We start from the raw sequence: 18,771 nt of genomic DNA, 5'->3' as shown, positions 1-18,771 counted from the left end.
ACATGGCCGAAGCCGCCGGCCGCCAGCGCGAAGCAGTGGACATGGTCTCCACCGCCTTCCACGAAATGGTCGCCACCGCCAACGAAGTCGCACTCTCCTGCAGCCAGGCCGCCGACTCGGCCGACAGCGGCCAGCGCCAGGCCCGCGAAGGCCAGCAACAGATCGACGCCGCGGTGCACAGCGTCGACCAGTTGAGCCAGGAAATCGAACAGTCGGCGCAGTCGATGCAGCAACTGGAACGCGACAGCAACGACATCCAGTCGATTCTCGGCACCATCCGCTCCATTGCCGAACAGACCAACCTGCTGGCACTCAACGCCGCCATCGAAGCGGCGCGGGCCGGCGAGCAGGGCCGGGGCTTCGCCGTGGTCGCCGACGAAGTCCGCGCCCTGGCCAAGCGCACCGCCGACTCCACCGCGGAAATCGACAGCCTGCTGGGCAACCTGGCCAAGCGCACCAGCGCCGTGACCCAGCAGATGCATGCCAGCCTGGAGGTTTCCCAGGAGTCGGTGAACCGCATCGGCCTGGCCCGCGAGAGCTTCGGCCAGATCCGCGAGTCGGTGGACGTGATCCGCGACATGAACACCCAGATCGCCACCGCCGCCGAAGAACAGCATCAGGTGGCCGAAGACATCAACCGGCACATCAGCCAGATCCACGGCGATGCACAGTTGGTGGCGGAACTGGCGAACTCGGCGCGCCTGGATTCGCAGAGCCTGGTGGGCCTGTCCAATGAGCTGGACGCCCTGGTGCGTCGGTTCAAGGCCTGACAGACAACCTCGCCCCTACAAGGAGTACTCGCCCCTTGTAGGGGCGAGCTTGTTTGCGATCGAGGCGGTCACCGCCGAAACACCTCAGCGCTCGACAATCGCCGTCACGCCCTGGCCACCGGCGGCGCAGATCGAGATCAGCCCACGCCCCTGCCCCGCCACCTCCAACAGCTTCGCCAGATTGGCGAGGATGCGCCCGCCGGTGGCGGCGAACGGATGCCCGGCGGCCAGCGAACTGCCTTTGACATTCAGCCGGCCGCGGTCGATAGCGCCCAGGGGCGCGTCCAGCCCCAGGCGGGTCCGGCAGTAGTCGGCGTCCTCCCAGGCCTTGAGGGTGCACAGCACCTGGGCGGCAAAGGCCTCGTGGATTTCGTAGTAATCGAAGTCCTGCAGGGTCAGGCCGTTGCGCGCCAACAGGCGCGGCACCGCATAAGCCGGCGCCATCAGCAGCCCTTCCGCGCCGTTGACGAAATCCACCGCCGCCGCTTCGCCGTCGCGCAGATAGGCCAGGACCGGCAAGCCACGCGCCTTGGCCCACTCCTCGCTGCCCAGCAATACCAGGGAGGCGCCATCGGTCAGCGGGGTGGAGTTGCCCGCGGTCAGGGTGCCCTTGGCGCTGCGCTCGAACACCGGTTTCAGCGCGGCCAGTTGTTCCAGGGTCAGCTCCGCGCGCAGGTTGTTGTCGCGGGTCAGGCCAAGGAAAGGAGTCATCAGGTCGTCGTGCCAGCCCTCGGCATAGGCGGCGGCCATTTTCTGGTGGCTTTCCAGCGCCAACTGGTCCTGTTCGGCCCGGGGAATGCTCCAGGTCTGGGCCATCAGCTCACAATGCTGGCCCATGGACAAACCGGTGCGCGGCTCGCCGTTGCGCGGCAGTTCCGGCTTGAGGTGGCCAGGGCGCAGTTGCAGGAAGCTCTTGAGTTTGTCGCCCAGGGTCTTGCCGCGATTGGCCTGTAGCAGGATCTGGCGCAGCCCTTCGTTGACCCCGATCGGCGCGTCCGAGGTGGTGTCGACCCCACCGGCGATGGCGCATTCGATCTGCCCCAGGGCGATCTTGTTGGCCACCAGCAACGCCGCTTCCAGGCCGGTGCCGCAGGCTTGCTGGATGTCGTAGGCCGGGGTGGTCGGCGACAGGCGCGAACCGAGCACGCATTCGCGGGTCAGGTTGAAATCCCGTGAATGCTTGAGCACCGCGCCGGCGGCCACTTCCCCCAGGCGCAGGCCGTGCAGGTCGTAGCGTTCGATCAGGCCCTCCAGCGCCGCGGTGAGCATCGCCTGGTTACTCGCGGTGGCGTACGGACCATTGGAGCGGGCAAAGGGGATGCGGTTGCCGCCGATAATCGCAACACGACGCAGCTGAGTCATGGAAAGCTCCCTATTCTTTGAGTGGCACAACCGACAAGCGTAGGTCGTATCGCCCGGATCAAACGATCGGAAGAGCTTTGCGGTCCACCCTTTGAATCCCAGTGATCAGGCTGTTTGAAAATGTAGCGAGCGAAGGCAAGACAAGGCAAAAACAGGCGAGGAAGCGGAGTTTAGGCACCTAAATGAGCATTCCGAGCCTGTTTTTAACGCAGTATTGTCGAGCGCAGTAGTTTTCAGACAGCCTGAATGGAGAGTGTTCCATGGCAGACCGTTACATCGACTTTGCCAACACGCCGCTCGGCCACCGCCTGGTCGGCGCCCTCGGCCTGCCGTCGCCGGTGCGGCTGGAGCGCTGGCAAGCCGGTCGCATGCGCCCGGTCGAAGGCGCGCTGCTGATCGGCGGCGGGCCGCTGACGCAGCAGGTCGGCGCCATCGCCCCGCGGCTGACCGAGAGCCTCTACAGCTACGGCACCGATCCAAGCCTCGCCAGTGCCTGGATTCCCGGCCACGGCCCCAGGCTCAAGGCCGTGGTGTTCGATGCCAGCGACCTGCTGCAGACCGATCAGCTCAAGCAGTTGCGCGAGTTTTTCCAGCCGCTGATGAAGAACCTCGAGCCCTGCGCCCACCTGGTGATTCTCGGCCGGGCGCCGGAAACCCTCGACGACCCGTTCGCCGCCAGCGCCCAGCGCGCCCTCGAGGGGTTCAGTCGTTCGCTGGCCAAGGAGTTGCGTCGCGGCGCCACCCTGCAACTGCTGTATGTAGGTCAAGGCGCCGAAGGCCAGCTGGAAGGCGCCCTGCGGTTTTTCCTCTCGCCCAAGAGCGCCTATATATCCGGCCAGGTGATCCGCCTGAACGCCTGTAGCGCTCAGGTCCAGGACTGGACCCGGCCGCTGTCCGGCGCCCGGGCCCTGGTCACCGGTGCGGCGCGCGGCATCGGCGCGGCGATCGCCGAGACCCTGGCCCGGGACGGCGCCCGGGTGGTGCTGCTGGACGTCCCCGCCGCCAAGACCGAGCTCGAAGCCCTGGCCGCACGCCTCGGCGGTCGCGCCATCGCCCTGGATATCTGCGCCGAAGAGGCGACGGCCCGGCTGGTGGAGCACTTGCCGGCCGGCATCGATATCGTGGTGCACAACGCCGGGATCACCCGCGACAAGACCCTGGCCAACATGACGCCGGAATTCTGGGACGCGGTGCTGGCGGTCAACCTCGAGGCCCCGCAGGTGCTGACCAAGGCACTGCTGGACAGCGGCACCCTGCACGACAACGGCCGGGTGATCCTGCTGGCCTCCATCAGCGGCATCGCCGGCAACCGCGGGCAAACCAACTACGCGGCGAGCAAGGCCGGGCTGATCGGCCTGGCCCAGGCCTGGGCACCGCGGCTGCGGGAGCGTGGCATCAGCATCAACGCCGTGGCCCCAGGGTTTATCGAGACCCAGATGACCGCGCGCATTCCGTTCGCCCTGCGCGAAGCCGGGCGGCGCATGAGCTCGCTGGGGCAAGGCGGCCTGCCCCAGGACGTCGCCGAAGCCGTGGCCTGGCTCGGCCAGCCGGGCAGCGGCGCGATCACCGGGCAGGCGCTGCGGGTCTGTGGGCAAAGTGTATTGGGAGCCTGAACATGAACCAGCACTGGCATGAACTGAAGACCCAGCCAAGCCTGCCCGAGCTGTACTGGAAGGCCGCGACCCGCCGTCGGATCACCGGCACCCAGCTGCCGCCGGACGGTCTGCGCTGCCAGGTAGGGGTACAGCCGGCGAAGCTTGCGGCCTATCGCCAGGTCTGCGGCTTTACCGAGAACGGCCTGCTGCCGCCGACCTATCCCCATGTGCTGGCGTTCGCCCTGCAGATGCAATTGCTGACCGCCCGGGACTTCCCCTTCCCGCTGCTGGGGCTGATCCACCTGGCCAACCGGATTCGCGTGCTGCGCCCCATGGGTGGCGTCGGCAACCTGAGCATCGGGGTGCGCGTGGACAACCTGCAGCCCCATGCCAAGGGCGCGGTCTTCGACCTCTTGACCAGCGCCGACGACGCCCTCGGGCCGCTGTGGGAGGGGCAAAGCCGGATGCTCTGCCGGGGCGTGGAACTGCCGGGCGAGGCTCCGGCCGACGACACTCAGGCCGCCGCCATGCTCAGCGAGCTGACCCGCTGGCAGGCCCCCGCCGATATCGGCCGGCGTTACGCCCGGGTGTCCGGCGACTACAACCCGATCCACCTGAGCGCCGTGAGCGCCAGGCTGTTCGGCTTTCCCCAGGCCATCGCCCACGGCTTATGGAACAAGGCGCGAACCCTGGCGGCGTTGAGCGAGCATCTGCCGGCGGCCAATATCGAGATCGCCGTGGACTTCAGAAAGCCGGTACGCCTGCCCGGCGAAGTGAGCCTGCTGGCCAGCGCCGCCGGCTCCCGTGGCGAGCTGCGCCTGACCGGCGCGGGCGACCTGGAGCATATGCGCGGGCATTGGCAGCCGTTGGCCTGAGCCCGCCTCAACCGCGACGAATCAGCAACACCCCCACCAGGATCAACAGCAGCCCGGCCACCTTGCCGAGACTGATGGGCGACTCGCGAAAACCCGCCCAGCCGAAATGGTCCAGCGTCATGGCCATGCCAAGCTGCCCGGCCAGCACCAGGGCCATGAACAGCATGGCGCCTATCCGCGGCCCGGCGAACGCTGCGGTGGCGATGAAAAACGCCCCGAGCAGGCCGCCGCTCCAGTGCCACCAGGTCAGGCCCTTCAAGACATTCAGGCTCGGCACTTCGCGCTGGGCCAGGGCCAGGATCAGCAGGGCCACGGTGCCGACGAAAAACGAAATCAGCGCCGCCGCCAGCACGCTGGAAACCTGCTTGGCCAATTGGCCATTGATCCCCGCTTGCAGGGGTAAGAAAGCACCGGCAATCACCGGCAGGCACAGCAGCCACCAGACAGGAGCAGGCATAAAGTTCTCCAGAAAAAACGGGTTGCGGATTATAAGGCAGGTTGAGGCCAGATCCGCGGCGACGTCGAGAAACCATTAATTGTATATATATAACTTTCGTTCAACGGCCCCCACCGCCTCGCGCCTAAAAAATACAACCATCTGATTTAGAACGATTTTCAAACAACCCACCGCTCCAGCACACCTTTGGTATTAGTCCCTGCGCGGGGGCAGAAACCGTCGATATATAAGTTGTTAATACCAAGTTGAGAATGGTGGGAAAGAGCACTTGAGCCTTTTATAGCCACAACGGACGAAACATCTCCGGCGACAGAACCGGGGAGTTATCGAAAACAACAAAACGTTGTAACAGGTGCAAGGAATCTCTCTCATGAACACTCAAGTCTGGTTGAAAACAAGCACAGCATTGGCCCTGGCCCTGGCCCTCGGACTGACCGGTTGCAGCAGCGGCGGTGGCGGCCACAAGAGCAGCTCCGGCAGCTCCTCGACCGACAGCACCGCAGGCTCCGACAGTGGCGCCGGTGGCTCTGGCGGGTCGGGCGATGGATCGGGCGGTAGCGGTGGCACCGGCGGCGGAACGGCAGGCACCGGCGGCACAGGCAGTACTGGCGGCGGAACCGGAGGCGGGACCGCGGGTACAGGTGGCACTGGCGGTACCGGTGGCACGGGGGGTGGCGGCACCGATCCGACCGACCCCACCAACCCAACCGACCCGACTGACCCCACCACCCCCAGCAATCCACTGGTGACGTCGAACCTGGTCTCCGACCTCGGCACCACCATCACCGGCGTCGGCGATGGCGTCAGTACCCTCGGCGACGCCGTGGCTCCGCTTCCCGTGGCTGGCGGAGTGCTGCAAAGCGCGGTGAATACCGGCGGCAATGTGGTCGGCACCGTGGGCGACGGCTTGACCAATGGCCTCGGCCAACTGGGCAGCGATCCCCAGGCCTTGAGCAGAACCACGGCCACGGTGGGCAATGTGGTCACGGACCTCGGCAATGGTGTCTCGGACCTCAGCGGCAAACTGGCCACTTCGACCAGCAGCATTCCCCTGGTGGGCGGCGTGGTCACCCGTGTCGCACCGCTACTCGATGGCGCCGGCAGCCGGGTCAGCATGCTCGGCGACACCCTGAGCACCGTGACCAGCAGCGGCGCGCTGGGCTCCGCGACCAACGGCGTGGGCAACAACCTGCTGGTGCCGGTAGTCACCCTGGCGGAGGGTCTGACCGGCAAAGTAGGCACTACCACCGGCCTGGGCAGCCCGACCGAAGGGCTGGTCGGTCGCGTCGGCAGCGTCGTCGATACCCTGGGCAACAACATCACCGCTGCCGGCGGCGGCAACCCAGTGACCAGCACCCTGGGCGGCGCACTGAACAATGTCGCGACCACCACCGGCACCGCCGGCGGCCTGGCCACCACCAGCGGCACCGGCAGCGGCGGACTGCCCGGGGTCGGCGGCACCGGTGTGCTGGAAACCGTGGGCGGCGCGGTGGTCAACCTGGGCACCGGCCTGAATGCCGGCAACACCAGCAGCCTGGGCAGTGCCGCCGGTACCAGCGGTGCCTCGGTCGGCAACGTCGTGGCCTCGGTCGGTGGCGCCCTGGGCGGCACCGGCGTCGCCAACACCACCACGACCGCACCTCTGGCCGGAGTCGGCGCCACCGTCGGCGCGGCCCTGAACCCGGTCACCAGTGCCGTCGGCGGGCTCACCCAACAGGTGTCCGGCAGCACCGGCGTGAGCAGCCCGGTCACCGGCCTGATCACCCAAGTCGGCGGCGCCGTCAGCAGCACCGGCGGCACCATCACCGCCAGCGCCCCCAACCCGGTGATCGCCGCCGTCGGCAATACCGTCAACACCCTGGGCACCACCGTCAGTACAGTCGGCGGCCTGGTCGAAGGCACCACCGCCACCAGCGGTACAACCAGTACCGGCGGCAGCCTGGGCGGCGTGCTCGGCGGCCTGACCGGCACCCTGGGCGGCACCCGCTAGGATTTGCACCTGGCCGTTCGACGGCCCTACCTACAGCGCCTACGCTTGGTTGGAGACGAGAGATTCGCTTGGGTCTCTCGTCTTTTTCTTGTCTGGAGCATGACGGTGGCAGTCCTTGATCAAGGCACAGATCCTGACAAGCGCGCCTATCGAAGTCTCTCCTGCGTTGCTGCGATCTGACCATGGAGTGTCCTATGCGCGCTTTGGCTCCCCTGCTGTTAGTGTCCCTTTGCTCATACGCCCACGCCGACAACCTTCCCAGCTTTCTCAATAGCAACGAAACCATCCGCAACCTGCCAGTGCCCAACCTGCCGGCCGACGCCTATCGCCCCAGGACGCCCGCGCCGAAGCTGACCGAACCTACCGCACCCCAGGCCCAGCCCCTGACGATGAGTACCCGGGTCAAGGTCAGCACCGTGCAGATCGAAGGCGGCACCCTCTACCCGCTGAACGAACTGGCAGCGATCTACCAGCCGCTGATCGGCCATGAGAGCACCCTGGCGCAACTGATCGAAGCCACCCGGGAAATCACCCGCCGCTACCAACAGGACGGCTACCTGCTGTCCTACGCGTTCCTGCCGCAGCAAAGCTTCGATCAGGGCACGGTACGCGTGGTGCTGGTGGAGGGTTACATCAAGGACTACCAGTTGCAGGGCGATATCGGCCCGGTCTCGGCCTACCTCGCCAGGCTGGTGGAAAAACTCAAGGCCGAACGACCGCTGACGCGCAAGACCTTCGAGCACTACACCACGCTGATGAGCCGCATTCCCGGAGTCACCCTGCAGGCCCAGGTGCCGCCGCCGGGAACCACCGACGGCGCGGCCTACCTGATTGCCCAGGCCAGCCGCAAACCCTTCACCAGCAGCCTCAACACCACCGACGACAATCGCAACGGCATGCAGGCCTTGCTGGCCCTGAGCAGCAACTCGCAAACCGCCATGGGCGAGCAGGTGAGCATCAGCGGCCTGTTCCCGCCGGGGGACGATCACGAGCATTACTACCGCCTGGACTACAGCCAGTTTCTCAATGCCGAGGGCACGCAGTTGAGCCTGTACGGCTCGCGCTACCGCGCCGACCCCGGGACCAACGTGCGGCTCAGCAACGGTCTCGAACTCAAGCCGCACCGCGAGAACGACCGTTACTCCATCGGCCTGAGCCATCCGGTGATCGCCGCGCCGAACGAGCTGCTGACCCTGGGTTCGCGCCTGTATGCGGTCGACGACAAGACCCGTTACCAGGTGCTGGGCTACCCCCTCAGCGTCGAGGAAAAAACCGATATCCGCGCCCTGGCCTTCGAGGGCGACTGGCGCAAGGCCGACGCCCGACAACTGCGGATTCTCAGTGCCGGGGTGTACCAGGGCCTCGACGCCATGGGCGCGAACACCAACAACAGCCTGTATGACCTGGACTTCTTCCGCACGCGCCTGTCCGGCGTGCAGAGCGACAAGTTCTTCGACAATTGGCAAGGCGTGTTATCCGCGGCCCTGTACTGGACCCGCGACAACCTGCCCGACAGCGAACGCGCGGTATTCGGCGGGCAGAACTTCGGTCGCGGCTACCCCGACGACCAGGCTTCGGGCGACAAGGGCTGGGGGGTGGCGTACGAGGTGAACTACAGCTTCAACCGTGAAGGTCGCTGGTTGCGCATCCTCCAGCCCTATGTGGTGCTGGACCGCTCGCGCAGCTGGTTCAACGAACTGCCGGTCCAGGACAGCAACCTGTCATCGGCCGCCGTCGGCCTGCGCCTTGGCGATGCCAAGTACTACAACATCGCCCTCGAAGCGGCCAAGGCCATGTCCGATGAAGCCCTGGACACCCACAACCGGAACCCGCGCTTCAGCCTGAGTTTCAGCTACCAGCTGTAAGCCTCCCGAAAAAAAACGACCCGCTCGCAGGCGGGTCGTTTTGTTCAGGCGCGCCTCAGAAGTCGTAGCGCACCTTGGCGGTGAAAGTATCGGCGGAGAAGTCCGTCTTGGTCACGTAGTCATACGAAGCCCCCAGGCTCCAGGCCCCCAGGCGATAGGTCGCGCCCAGGCCCGCTTCATAGCTGTCGCGGACCGGCGAGGCGCCGCTGGTGGTGAATGGCGTACCGCCCAGGACGAAGGTCGAGGTGGTGCTGGCCCGGTCCCCGATGAAGTCGTGCCAGGCCATGACCCTGGCTTCCGGTTCCAGGCTGCCCTGGCCCAGATCGAAAGCCCCCGCCAGGCGCGCACCGACGCCCATCTCGCCCACTTCATAACGCTGGCTGGCGACATTCAACGCCGCCGAACTGCCCTTCTCGCGGTACGAATCGATCATCACGTTGGCGTAACGGGCACCGATCTGCGGTTCGAGCAGCAGGCGCCGATCAAGACGCAGGCTGTAGCCGGCCAGCACATTGGCGCCGAAGATCTCGCTGTCGTAATCGCCCTTGGCGCGAGTGCCGGCGACGTAGCGCTTGGACTGGTTGTCGTTCCAGCCGTACATCAACGAGGCGTCGACGAAGAAGTTGTCGTGGGTCCAGTCGCCATACAAGGTCAGCGCGTGGCCGGCGACATCGGTCTTGTGACCATTGGAGGATTTGACGTCGCTGTCCAGGTAGCTGTAGGCCAGGCCCAGGGTCGTGTCGGCATTGAACTGGCCATCGGCGCCCACGGCGATACCGTGGCTGTTGGCGTCATAACCCTCGACGCCGTGGCGACGGCCCTGGTCGGCGTCGCTGGACAGCGCCTGGAGCCAGACACCCTTCTCAAGCGGCGCGGCGCCTGCAGACAGGCGATTGCGAGCGCGGCTGGAGCGCTGGTTGAGGACGTTGGTGACCAGCGTCTGGCTGCTGGTGGCGGCATGAATCACGCCACGGCTGACATCCGGGCTCAGGGACTCGGCAAGCCTGGCCAGCTCGGCATCGGTGGAGGCCGAGGCAAAGGCGCGGAACACCGGATCGTTTTCGTCGAGCCGCGACATGAGGCTGCTCGACAGCGGTTTGATCGCGTTCGCCGCGTTTTGCGAGCCGTCGGCCTTGATGATGTTCTCTTCGACGACCGCCTCGTTCTTGGTCGCGACCAGCGCCTTCAGGTCGTTGCCTTCGATGCCGAAGTTCTTGACTTCCAGCAGCGCGGAGGACGACACCACGTTCACGTTCTGCGGCTCTTCCCAACTGCCGGTGTTGATCAGGGTGTAGCGCGTGCCATCGGCGCCGGTACGGAAATCGTTGGAGCGCGCCGCCAGCTCGATGCGGCTGCCCTCGCTGAGATAGGTAGCGCCCGTGACCTTCAGGATCGGCGTTGCCGGGTGGGTGCCGTTGTCCAGCAGCAAGCGCAGGATGGCGGTCGAAGAGTCCAGGTCGAGTTCGCCATCGATGGTGGTCTGCGGCCGCAGCAGGGTCAGGCGACCGCCGTCGATATCCACGTATCCGGCACGGATGGTCGAGCCATCGAAGTTCACGTCGCCCTTGACCAGCACCCCGGAAAGCCCGAGCAGATCGCCTTTGACCTGCCCCCCTTCCCAGTGGAAAAAGACGCGCGGCTGATCGGCCTGGATCGCTGCGGTACCGCCCTCGATCAGGCCTGCCGTCTGGGTAATAGAAAGCAGCGAAGTGTAATTGGCGAAGCTGATCACATGGATGCCGATACCGTCGGCCGAAATCGTACCGCTGTTGTTGATCTGGCTGCCTGCGGCCCCGGTGAAAGTCGTGCTTTCAATTTCGATGCCCTTGGCGTTTGTCCCGCGGGCGGTGATGGTCCCGCTGTTGTCGATACCAGACAGCGTGGAAAACACCAGCAGGCCATAGGAGTCCTCCCCATTGACCGAGATCGTCCCCTTGTTGAGTACCTGGCCGGTGATGGTCGACAGATAGAAGTCCAGGCCCGCGCCCCCCGTGGCCGTCACGGCAATATCGCCTTCGTTGATCAGGTTGCCACCGATCCGGTCGAGGGAATGCAGGATGCCACTCGGCGCGGTGGACTCGTCCAGGCCCGCGATTCTGATCGAACCTCGGTTGATGAAGTCGCCGGTAAAGGTCGAAACGGTCGGCCCCATGGAAAAAACGGCCGGCCCCTGGGAAGAGAAGAACAACCCGGCACGGGTCGAGCCGCTGCTGAGATTGACCGTGCCCTCATTGACAAAACGGCCTTGAACCCTCACCCCTCTGAAATCCACGCCAGTGTTCTGCGACGTCCCGCTCAGCAGCACGTTGTCGAATGTTTGCAGGGTGCTGCTCAAGGCACCGCCACCGAGGTCGTAGTTCAGGTCCGCGGCAATCGAGGATGAAACATGGGCCGCAGCGGCAGCCACGGACAGCGCCAGCAGCGAACGGCGCAGGAGTGAAGTGTTCAATGGGAGGTCCCTTCCAGAAACGCAAACGACGGGTTTCGGCAGGCACCCCAGCGTCTTTCAGGCTTCCCTGCCAACTTGTCGGCAAGACACCTGGACAAGCGGCGGGCAATGTACAGGAGCCATCATTTTGATACCACCACAAAGTCAAACCGACGGCGTCAAAAACAGGGCGGCGCAAAGACCAGGAAGGTTCAGGGACCGAGCGGATGCAGGCGCGGCTGCGGGAACAGGGTGTTGAGGGTTTCCAGCAGGCGCAGGTGGTAGATGGGTTTGCGGAACAGGTCCAGCACCTGGAGGCGCAGCAGGTCGCTGACGTCGTCCATGTCGGCATGCCCCGAGGTAACGATCACCGGCAGGTGTTGCCGGGCCGTGTGTTCCCGCAGGCGCCTGATCAGCGACAGGCCGCTCTCCTCCGGCATGCGCAGGTCGGTGATGACCAGCGCGATGTCCGGATGGCGGGTGAGATGGGCCAGGGCCAGCTGGACCGAGGTCGCGGTGAAACAGCAGAAGCCTTCCCCTTCCAGCAGCTCGGCCAGCTCGAGCAGGGCATCCTCTTCGTCGTCCACGAGAAGTAGCTGCGGGCGAGGGGCTGGAGAGGCGCTCATGGGGAATACCTTAAGAAACGGTTATCGAGCCGAACATGACGCGCCACTCACGACAGGCAATAAACCTCGTGGTCAATCCATCAAGGGGCTGGGCGAGTCACGGTGTCGCCGCCCAGAGAGGTCAGAACGCTGTTGAAAATCGCCAGCACCCTGTCCCCCATCGGGGTCACGAAAGCCACGACCACGACAGCAACCATCGCCACGATGATCGCGTATTCGATGGCGGAGGCACCCTCGGTGCGCTTGAAGAAAAGACGGGCTCTGAGCAAGAGGTATTGAAGGATCATCGGACTTCTCCCTGGAACGCTAGGACACAGATGTAAAACACGGCAACGTCATGCCTCTGTGCCACCAGAGCATTGTCAACAAAGCCCGGAGCAACAACTGTAAGAAACAACTAATCACTAAGTATTAGTTGGACGACTGGCGCCCAAAATCCACCCTTTAGCACTGCTCAGGTTTTATGGCGTTATTTTTTTTCGATGATGGCATTTCGTTCCGGCTCAACTACCGTCAAATAGCAAAATCGTTGATGTTCATAGCTGCCTGATCGCCAAATCAACTCATGCATAAGCAGGACTGACAGGCGCAGCAGGAAAGGGAGAGCCGTCATGAACAGTCGCGTCACCATGGTCCTTGCAGGACTGCTACTGATCGGGGCCCTTGTTGTCGGTTATTGGGGTCTGATGCTCAGCCGTAAACCGGAGCCATCCCCCACTCCCATCGCCCAACCCACCCCGACGGTGGTGGACAAGACCCTTGCCGATGCCGAAGACCAGACCCGCCAGCCCATCGTGGTGCTGAGCCGCGACGTGCCGCCCTTCGTGGCCCTGACCGCGGCCGACCTGCGCCTGGAAAAACTCCAGGTCGTCCCCGCCGGCAGCCTCACCAGCCTGGACCAGGCCGTCGGCCGCACTCCCTGGCGGCCACTGCGCGCCGGGACCTGGCTCAACGAAGAGAGCTTCAAGGCCGGGGGCTCGCTGGCCCGCATGATCCGCCCCGACGAGCGCGCCCTGGCGGTCGCGGTGGACGAAGTGATTGGCGCCGCCGGCCAACTGGTGCCCGGGGACTACGTCGACGTTTTGCTGTTCCTGCGCCAGGACGCCAACAACCTGCAGCAATCGGCCCAGGTGGCCGTCCCCGCCATGCGGGTGCTGGCAGTGGGCGACCAGCTCGGGCTCACCAACGATGGCACGCCGACCTCCGCCACCGGCAGCGACGACCGGCTCAAACAGGACCAGCGCCGGCTCGCCGCCCGCACCGTGATCCTGGCCGTACCGGAAGCCTTGCTCAGCCGGCTGATGCTGGCCACCCAGGTCGGCACCTTGCGCCTGGCCGTACGCAGCAGCGACGAACAACGGCTGGCCCGCTACTGGGCGGGAGAAACGGCCGCCGCCGCCCATCTCAAGACCAGCAACGGCAACCTGTTCCAGTTCACCCAACTGGCGCTGGGCACGGCTCCCAAGGGCCCATCGCCGACGGGCCCCGCCGCCGAGCCGCGGCCGGCGGTGGAGGTCATCCGCGGCAACCAGGTCACCCAACGTACACCCTGATCGAGCAAGGATGTCTCTTCATGCGCAGTCGTTCCATGCCGTCCCGCGCCACCCCGATCCCGACCCTGCTGCTCCCGGGAAACGCTGGCTTCGATAAACGCAGTGGGTTACCGCAATGAGTCAGAACCTGAGCCAAACCTTTCTTGCCATCACCCGCAACGCCACTGACCTGGAGTGGTTGCAGGGTGCACTGGCGCCCCTGGGGCAAGTCGTCAGTGCCGGCAGCGGCAGCCTTGACGAACTGCTGGCCCTGGTCGACGTGACCTTCGCCAACCTGGTGTTCGTCGGCCTCGATCGCGAGCACCTGGTCGCCCAGAGCGCGCTGATCGAAGGCGCCCTGGAAGCCAAGCCGATGCTGGCCGTGGTTGCCCTCGGCGACGGCATGGACAACCAGCTGGTGCTCAACGCCATGCGCGCCGGGGCACGGGACTTCGTCGCCTACGGCTCGCGCCCCAGCGAGGTAGGCGGGCTGGTCCGGCGCTTGAGCAAACGCCTGCCGGCGGTCACCCCCAGCACCCAGGGCGGCGGCCTTACCGTCCTGTATGGCACCCAGGCCAGCGTCGACGGCGCGCTGATCGCCAATCACCTGGCCCTGGTGGTGCAAAGGTTAGGCCAGCAGACCCTGCTGCTCGACCTCGGCTTGCCCCGCGGCGATAGCCTGGCGTTGCTGGGTCTGGAAAGCTCCTTCCATTTCGGCGACGCCCTGCGGCACCTGCGCCGCCTGGATGCGACCCTGATCGACAGCGCCTTCACCAGCACCGATGCGGGCCTGCGCATCCTCGCCTACGCCGAAAACGACGACCCCCTGGAGCGCACCAGCGCCGCCGAGCTGTACATGCTCCTCAATGCCCTGCGCCAGCATTTCCAGCACATTGTGGTGAACCTGACCGGGCAGCCGGACAGCGAGGCGCTACGCACTTTCGTCAGCCACTGCGACAAGCTGATCTGGTGCGTCGACCAGAACGTCCTCGACTGCCGGCGCAACCTGGCGGTGCTGAACCTGTGGCGCGCCCGAGGCCTGAAACTGGAACACGCGCGCCTGCTGGTGGATCACTACTTGCGCGGCGTCACGCCGGATTCCGACACCCTGGGCAAGACCTTCGACCTGGAAGTCATCGCGGTCCTGGCCAACTGCCCCGAGGTGCGCCTCAATGCCAAGAACCAGGGGGTGACCCTGTTTGAAATGGCGCCCCGCGACCCCCTGACCCAAGGCCTGAAGGCCCTGGGCGAACGCCTGGCCAAACGCTCCGAAACGGCGCAGGCCGGGCCCAGGCCGGGCTGGTTCGAACGGTTGCGAGGTGGACGATGAACGGAGAAAAACTGTTCGGCGCGCCCATACGCGACCTCGCCGGGACCGCCAACCACGAAGGCCTCAAGCTGGTGATGCATCGCTACATCATCGACGCCATCGAGGAGTCCGGAAAAAACCTGCTGGAGGGCTCGCGCCAGAACCTGGCGCAATTCGTCACCGACAAAGTGGCCGAATACATCGCCCGCATGCACCTGGCGATTTCCCGCTACGAGATGGAACGCCTGGCCGAAGAACTGGTGGACGAACTCACGGGTTTCGGCCCCCTGGAAGTCTTGCTGCGCGATCCGGCGGTGACCGAGATCCTGGTCAACGGCCCGCACCGGGTGTTCGTCGAGCGCGATGGTGTCCTGCACCAGAGCGACCTGCGCTTCATCGATGCCCATCACGTGGAGCGGGTCATGCAACGCATCCTCGCGCCCCTGGGCCGGCGCCTGGACGAGTCCTCGCCCATGGTCGATGCGCGCCTGCCCGATGGCAGCCGGGTCAACGCAATCATTCCGCCCATCGCTCTGGACGGCCCTTGCCTGTCGATCCGCAAATTCCGCAAGGACATGCTCAGGAGCAGCGACCTGATGGCCATGCAGACCATCGACCAGGCCATCTTCGAGTTCGTCCAGGAGGCCGTGGGCAAGCGCTGCAATATCCTGATCAGCGGCGGCACCGGCACCGGCAAGACCACCCTGCTGAATATTCTCAGCCAGTTGATCAACCCCCACGAACGCCTGGTGACCATCGAGGACGTGGCCGAGCTGCAGCTGGGCCATCCCCATGTGGTGCGCCTGGAAACCCGGCCGCCGAACGCCGAAGGGCATGGCGAGGTCAAGGCCAGCGACCTGATCCGCAACGCCCTGCGGATGCGGCCGGACCGGATCATCCTCGGCGAGATCCGCGGCGTCGAAGTGCTCGATGTGCTGACCGCGATGAACACCGGCCACGACGGTTCCATGAGCACCGTGCACGCCAACAATGCCCAGGACGCCCTGCTGCGCCTGGAAACCCTGGTGGGCCTGACCGGGCGCCAGGTGGCCGAGCGCACCTTGCGGCAGATGATCTGCGCGGCCCTGGACGTGGTGATTCAACTGACCCGCCTGCCCGATGGCCGGCGCTGCGTCAGCGAGGTGGTGGAGGTGGTGGGCGTGCGTGAAGACATCTACGTCACCAACACCCTGTTCCGGCTCGACCGGCATACCGGCTTCGGCTTCCTGCGCGAGGCGGTCAACCCCGCCGGCGACAAGCTGCGCCGGGATAGCGGCCTGATACTTGACTGAAGCGGAGCCCGCCCATGATCGCTCCCCTCCTGCTGGCGCTGACCTGCCTGATCCTGCTGAGCCTGTCGGGCTGGCTGTTTTTCCACGGTCTGCGCAAGACCGACAACGAAAGGATCCTCAACCGCCTGGCCCAGGGACAGCCGGAAGCCGCCCCACGGAAAACCTCCTGGCTGGCACTGGAGCGGGCCTTTCTGCGTGCTGGCCTGGGCCGGCCCACCGAACGCATCGGCCTATGGCTGACGGTGTGGCTGCTGTCGCTACTGCTCGGCTATGCCGCTGCCGGCTGGGGCGGCGTCCTGCTCCTGCTGGTGCTGCCACCGTTGCTGTTACGCCTGTATGTGGCCTGGCTCTATCAACGGCGGCTCAAGCGCATGATCGGCCAACTGCCGCAACTGCTGGATCACAGCGTACGCAGCCTGAAATCCGGGCGCACCTTGACCGATGCGGTGCTGGGCGGCATCGAGGCCAGCAGCCCGCCGCTGAAAACCGCCATGGGCCGCGTCCAGCGCAATGTCCATCTGGGGGTCAACCTGCCCGAGGCGATTCACGACTTCGCCGAGCTGTACGAGCAGGACGAGTTGCGCCTGTTCGCCCTGGGCCTGAAGGTCAACCACCGCTATGGCGGCAATGCCAGCGAGCTGCTGGAGAACCTGATCAAGCTGATCCGCGAACGCGAACAGGGCGCCCGGCAGCTCAGCGCCATGACCGGCGAAACCCGCGTGACCGCCTGGGTACTGGGCACCTTGCCGGTGCTGCTGGTGAGTTATTTCATGCTGAGCAACCCCGGCTACATGCTCGGCATGTGGCATGACCCGGCCGGGCGCTACATGCTGATCGCCGCCCTGGTGCTGCAGGTCTGCGGTTGTCTCGCGCTCTGGCGCATGTTGCGGAGTATCTGAAATGGCATTCCTGGCCAGTGCAATGCTGTTGCTCGGCGCCCTGCTGCTGATCGCCGGTGACCTGCTGGAACGCCGGCGCCGGGAACGTCAGGTCGCGCAACGCCTGCAAGGCCATATGCTGCGGGAAAACCGCCTGAGCAGTTGGCTGCGGATTCTCGGCGACAGCAGGTTCGGCCAGCGCTCGGTAAGCATGGACAGTGAAACCCAGATCCTGCTCAACCGCCTGGGCTGGCGCCGCGCCAGCCAGCGCTCACTGTATGCCGCCAGCCAGATCGGCCTGCCGATCGTGCTGGTCTTGGTGGTGCTGTTCCTTGAAGAGCTGTTTTTCTACGACGCCACGAACAAATGGTTGCTGCCGGTGCTGAGCATCGGCATGGGCTACCTGCTGCCCAAGCGCCTGCTGGCGTTTGCGGCGCAACGCCGGCAGCGGATCGTCGCCAGCGAGATCTCCACCTTCATTCCCCTGCTGCGCATCCTGTTCGAATCCGGCATGGCCGTGGAGCAGGCGCTGCGGGTGCTGGGCAGCGAGGCACAGAAACTGCTGCCGGAACTGACCCACGAACTGCGGCTGATCCTGGCCCGGGTCGACTCGGGCCTCGAACTCGGCCAGGAACTGCACAAGGCCGCTGCGGTGCTGGCGGTCGATGAGTTCACCGATACCTGCGTCATCCTCCAGCAACTGATCCAGCAAGGCGGCGGGGCCATGAAGTCGCTGCTGGCCCTCAAGCAGTTGCTCGACGATCGGCGCCTGACGCGCCAGCAGGAATTCATCTCGAAGATGTCGGCGAAAATGTCGGTGGTGATGATGCTGTTTCTGTTTCCCGCCTTGCTGATCGTCCTGGCGGGACCGGGGTTCACCGCCATCGCCCGGGCCTTCGCTTATTAAGGAAGCTGACGAAAACAACGCCGGCCGCCCCACTTCCCGTGGAAGGCGGGGCAGCCGGTCGGGCTAGTGCGCGGTCACGCGCTGGCGCAGTGCCGAATTGCTCGGCGACAGGGCCAATGCCAGTTGCGTACGGTTGTGCATGTGAGTCAGGCGCAGCACCTGCGAGACATAGAGCTTGACCGTGTTCTCGGTGATACCCAGCTCACAGGCGATCTGGTAGTTGGTCTGGCCCTTGCCCACCAGCCGGGCAACGTCCAGCTGGCGTGGCGACAGGCTGCTGAAGATCGCCGGGATTTCCAGCGGGTCGGTTTCCCCACGCGCCTCGCCGGACGATGCCGCCTGGCGCTGCGGCTGACCACGCACCTTGTCCAGGTCCTGGTACAGGTCGTCGATGGATTCGGAGAGAAACTGCAGCTTCTGGTTCAGATGCCCCAGATGCAGATTCTTCTGGCGCTCCTGCAACTCGGTTTCCTGGCGTCGCAGCCCTTCCAGCAACTCGTCCAGGTCGATGGGTTTCTGGTAGTAGTCGGCGATGCCCGCGCGCAGGGCCTTGATCACATCCTGCTTGTCGGCACGCCCGGTGAGCATGATGGCCTCGAACACCCGCGACTTGCCGCAGATCCGCTGCAGTTCCTGGACCAGCTGGATGCCGTCCATCTCCGGCATATGCAGATCGCACAGCACCAGGCCGATCTCGGCGTCTTCGCTGAAACGCTCCATGGCTTGTCGGCTGGACTCACAAGGAACACATCGGTAACCACTGCTCTCGAGAAATTCGCAAAGCTCTTCGACAATCATGGGTTGATCATCGACCACAAGCACTTTCATCTGGGACGTCACCCTGTTCACATGCAACTCCATGCCTGGAAAACCCAAGACTGCCTG

General features: G+C 65.2%; 16 protein-coding genes. 10 read left to right on the top strand and 6 right to left on the bottom strand.

All coding sequences use genetic code 11. The features are described 5' to 3' along the window. Positions 1 to 2: 2 nt before the first annotated feature. On the top strand, positions 3 to 770 hold the full coding sequence (locus ACQKQA_RS12830; RefSeq protein WP_427557666.1) for a methyl-accepting chemotaxis protein: 768 nt from the start codon (positions 3 to 5) through the stop codon (positions 768 to 770). A gap of 84 nt (positions 771 to 854) precedes the next feature. Here ACQKQA_RS12830 and ACQKQA_RS12825 read toward each other — a convergent pair whose 3' ends face one another. Continuing rightward, positions 855 to 2,132, bottom strand: a complete 1,278-nt coding sequence (locus tag ACQKQA_RS12825; RefSeq protein WP_427557609.1) for an acetyl-CoA C-acetyltransferase — start codon at positions 2,130 to 2,132, stop codon at positions 855 to 857. 260 nt (positions 2,133 to 2,392) lie between these two features. Between ACQKQA_RS12825 and ACQKQA_RS12820 the strand changes: the two genes are divergently transcribed. After that, positions 2,393 to 3,745, top strand: a complete 1,353-nt coding sequence (locus ACQKQA_RS12820; protein WP_427557607.1) for a 3-oxoacyl-ACP reductase — start codon at positions 2,393 to 2,395, stop codon at positions 3,743 to 3,745. 2 nt (positions 3,746 to 3,747) lie between these two features. Further along, entirely contained in the window at positions 3,748 to 4,602 is an 855-nt protein-coding gene (locus ACQKQA_RS12815) for a MaoC family dehydratase (protein ID WP_427557604.1), read from the top strand. A 7-nt stretch (positions 4,603 to 4,609) separates the two neighbouring features. Here ACQKQA_RS12815 and ACQKQA_RS12810 read toward each other — a convergent pair whose 3' ends face one another. Next, positions 4,610 to 5,059 (bottom strand): DMT family transporter, encoded by a 450-nt coding sequence (locus tag ACQKQA_RS12810; RefSeq protein WP_427557602.1) that lies wholly within the window; start codon positions 5,057 to 5,059, stop codon positions 4,610 to 4,612. Positions 5,060 to 5,429: 370 nt separating this feature from the next. Here ACQKQA_RS12810 and ACQKQA_RS12805 point away from each other — a divergent pair, with 370 nt between their 5' ends. Further along, positions 5,430 to 7,049, top strand: coding sequence for a collagen-like triple helix repeat-containing protein (locus tag ACQKQA_RS12805; RefSeq protein ID WP_427557599.1), 1,620 nt, complete (start codon positions 5,430 to 5,432; stop codon positions 7,047 to 7,049). Positions 7,050 to 7,243: 194 nt separating this feature from the next. After that, positions 7,244 to 8,914, top strand: a complete 1,671-nt coding sequence (locus tag ACQKQA_RS12800) for a ShlB/FhaC/HecB family hemolysin secretion/activation protein (protein WP_427557596.1) — start codon at positions 7,244 to 7,246, stop codon at positions 8,912 to 8,914. Between the two features lie 55 nt (positions 8,915 to 8,969). Here the strand turns inward: ACQKQA_RS12800 and ACQKQA_RS12795 are convergent, their stop codons facing one another. From ACQKQA_RS12795 to ACQKQA_RS12785, 3 genes are all read right to left on the bottom strand, one after another. Beyond that, positions 8,970 to 11,363 carry an autotransporter domain-containing protein gene (locus tag ACQKQA_RS12795; protein ID WP_427557593.1) on the bottom strand — a complete coding sequence of 798 codons (2,394 nt, stop codon included), beginning with the start codon at positions 11,361 to 11,363 and terminating at the stop codon, positions 8,970 to 8,972. A 191-nt stretch (positions 11,364 to 11,554) separates the two neighbouring features. Continuing rightward, complete coding sequence (locus ACQKQA_RS12790; RefSeq protein WP_427557591.1) at positions 11,555 to 11,968, bottom strand: response regulator; 414 nt, start codon at positions 11,966 to 11,968, stop codon at positions 11,555 to 11,557. A gap of 80 nt (positions 11,969 to 12,048) precedes the next feature. After that, the gene (locus ACQKQA_RS12785; protein WP_427557588.1) at positions 12,049 to 12,255 is read right to left on the bottom strand and encodes a Flp family type IVb pilin; all 207 of its coding nucleotides are present in this window, start codon (positions 12,253 to 12,255) and stop codon (positions 12,049 to 12,051) included. Between the two features lie 324 nt (positions 12,256 to 12,579). Between ACQKQA_RS12785 and cpaB the strand changes: the two genes are divergently transcribed. The 5 genes from cpaB (at position 12,580) to ACQKQA_RS12760 (ending at position 17,886) form a co-directional block, all read left to right on the top strand. Then, positions 12,580 to 13,521, top strand: a complete 942-nt coding sequence (gene cpaB, locus ACQKQA_RS12780; protein WP_427557585.1) for a Flp pilus assembly protein CpaB — start codon at positions 12,580 to 12,582, stop codon at positions 13,519 to 13,521. A gap of 115 nt (positions 13,522 to 13,636) precedes the next feature. Continuing rightward, a complete protein-coding gene (locus ACQKQA_RS12775; protein WP_427557583.1) occupies positions 13,637 to 14,830 on the top strand; it encodes an AAA family ATPase in 1,194 nt (397 codons plus the stop codon). Then, a complete protein-coding gene (locus ACQKQA_RS12770) occupies positions 14,827 to 16,101 on the top strand; it encodes a CpaF family protein (protein WP_427557580.1) in 1,275 nt (424 codons plus the stop codon). The genes ACQKQA_RS12775 and ACQKQA_RS12770 overlap by 4 nt, the downstream gene beginning before the upstream one ends. A gap of 14 nt (positions 16,102 to 16,115) precedes the next feature. Further along, positions 16,116 to 17,000, top strand: coding sequence for a type II secretion system F family protein (locus tag ACQKQA_RS12765; protein WP_427557577.1), 885 nt, complete (start codon positions 16,116 to 16,118; stop codon positions 16,998 to 17,000). A 1-nt stretch (position 17,001) separates the two neighbouring features. Then, on the top strand, positions 17,002 to 17,886 hold the full coding sequence (locus tag ACQKQA_RS12760) for a type II secretion system F family protein (RefSeq protein ID WP_427557575.1): 885 nt from the start codon (positions 17,002 to 17,004) through the stop codon (positions 17,884 to 17,886). Positions 17,887 to 17,949: 63 nt separating this feature from the next. Here ACQKQA_RS12760 and ACQKQA_RS12755 read toward each other — a convergent pair whose 3' ends face one another. Continuing rightward, positions 17,950 to 18,747 (bottom strand): response regulator, encoded by a 798-nt coding sequence (locus ACQKQA_RS12755; RefSeq protein ID WP_427557663.1) that lies wholly within the window; start codon positions 18,745 to 18,747, stop codon positions 17,950 to 17,952. Positions 18,748 to 18,771 lie beyond the last annotated feature (24 nt).

It is taken from the genome of Pseudomonas sp. NPDC089530 (assembly GCF_050280705.1).
GTDB lineage: Bacteria > Pseudomonadota > Gammaproteobacteria > Pseudomonadales > Pseudomonadaceae > Aquipseudomonas.
Note: the sequence above shows the minus strand (reverse complement) of the source record. Positions and strands in the feature narration are given on the sequence as shown.

What these genes read in the sequence shown, in the direction of transcription:
- ACQKQA_RS12830 (WP_427557666.1), top strand. Translation starts at nt 3, where the DNA reads ATGGCCGAAGCCGCCGGCCGCCAGCGCGAAGCAGTGGACATGGTCTCC.
- ACQKQA_RS12825 (WP_427557609.1), bottom strand. Translation starts at nt 2,132, where the DNA reads ATGACTCAGCTGCGTCGTGTTGCGATTATCGGCGGCAACCGCATCCCC.
- ACQKQA_RS12820 (WP_427557607.1), top strand. Translation starts at nt 2,393, where the DNA reads ATGGCAGACCGTTACATCGACTTTGCCAACACGCCGCTCGGCCACCGC.
- ACQKQA_RS12815 (WP_427557604.1), top strand. Translation starts at nt 3,748, where the DNA reads ATGAACCAGCACTGGCATGAACTGAAGACCCAGCCAAGCCTGCCCGAG.
- ACQKQA_RS12810 (WP_427557602.1), bottom strand. Translation starts at nt 5,059, where the DNA reads ATGCCTGCTCCTGTCTGGTGGCTGCTGTGCCTGCCGGTGATTGCCGGT.
- ACQKQA_RS12805 (WP_427557599.1), top strand. Translation starts at nt 5,430, where the DNA reads ATGAACACTCAAGTCTGGTTGAAAACAAGCACAGCATTGGCCCTGGCC.
- ACQKQA_RS12800 (WP_427557596.1), top strand. Translation starts at nt 7,244, where the DNA reads ATGCGCGCTTTGGCTCCCCTGCTGTTAGTGTCCCTTTGCTCATACGCC.
- ACQKQA_RS12790 (WP_427557591.1), bottom strand. Translation starts at nt 11,968, where the DNA reads ATGAGCGCCTCTCCAGCCCCTCGCCCGCAGCTACTTCTCGTGGACGAC.
- ACQKQA_RS12785 (WP_427557588.1), bottom strand. Translation starts at nt 12,255, where the DNA reads ATGATCCTTCAATACCTCTTGCTCAGAGCCCGTCTTTTCTTCAAGCGC.
- cpaB (WP_427557585.1), top strand. Translation starts at nt 12,580, where the DNA reads ATGAACAGTCGCGTCACCATGGTCCTTGCAGGACTGCTACTGATCGGG.
- ACQKQA_RS12775 (WP_427557583.1), top strand. Translation starts at nt 13,637, where the DNA reads ATGAGTCAGAACCTGAGCCAAACCTTTCTTGCCATCACCCGCAACGCC.
- ACQKQA_RS12770 (WP_427557580.1), top strand. Translation starts at nt 14,827, where the DNA reads ATGAACGGAGAAAAACTGTTCGGCGCGCCCATACGCGACCTCGCCGGG.
- ACQKQA_RS12765 (WP_427557577.1), top strand. Translation starts at nt 16,116, where the DNA reads ATGATCGCTCCCCTCCTGCTGGCGCTGACCTGCCTGATCCTGCTGAGC.
- ACQKQA_RS12760 (WP_427557575.1), top strand. Translation starts at nt 17,002, where the DNA reads ATGGCATTCCTGGCCAGTGCAATGCTGTTGCTCGGCGCCCTGCTGCTG.
- ACQKQA_RS12755 (WP_427557663.1), bottom strand. Translation starts at nt 18,747, where the DNA reads ATGGAGTTGCATGTGAACAGGGTGACGTCCCAGATGAAAGTGCTTGTG.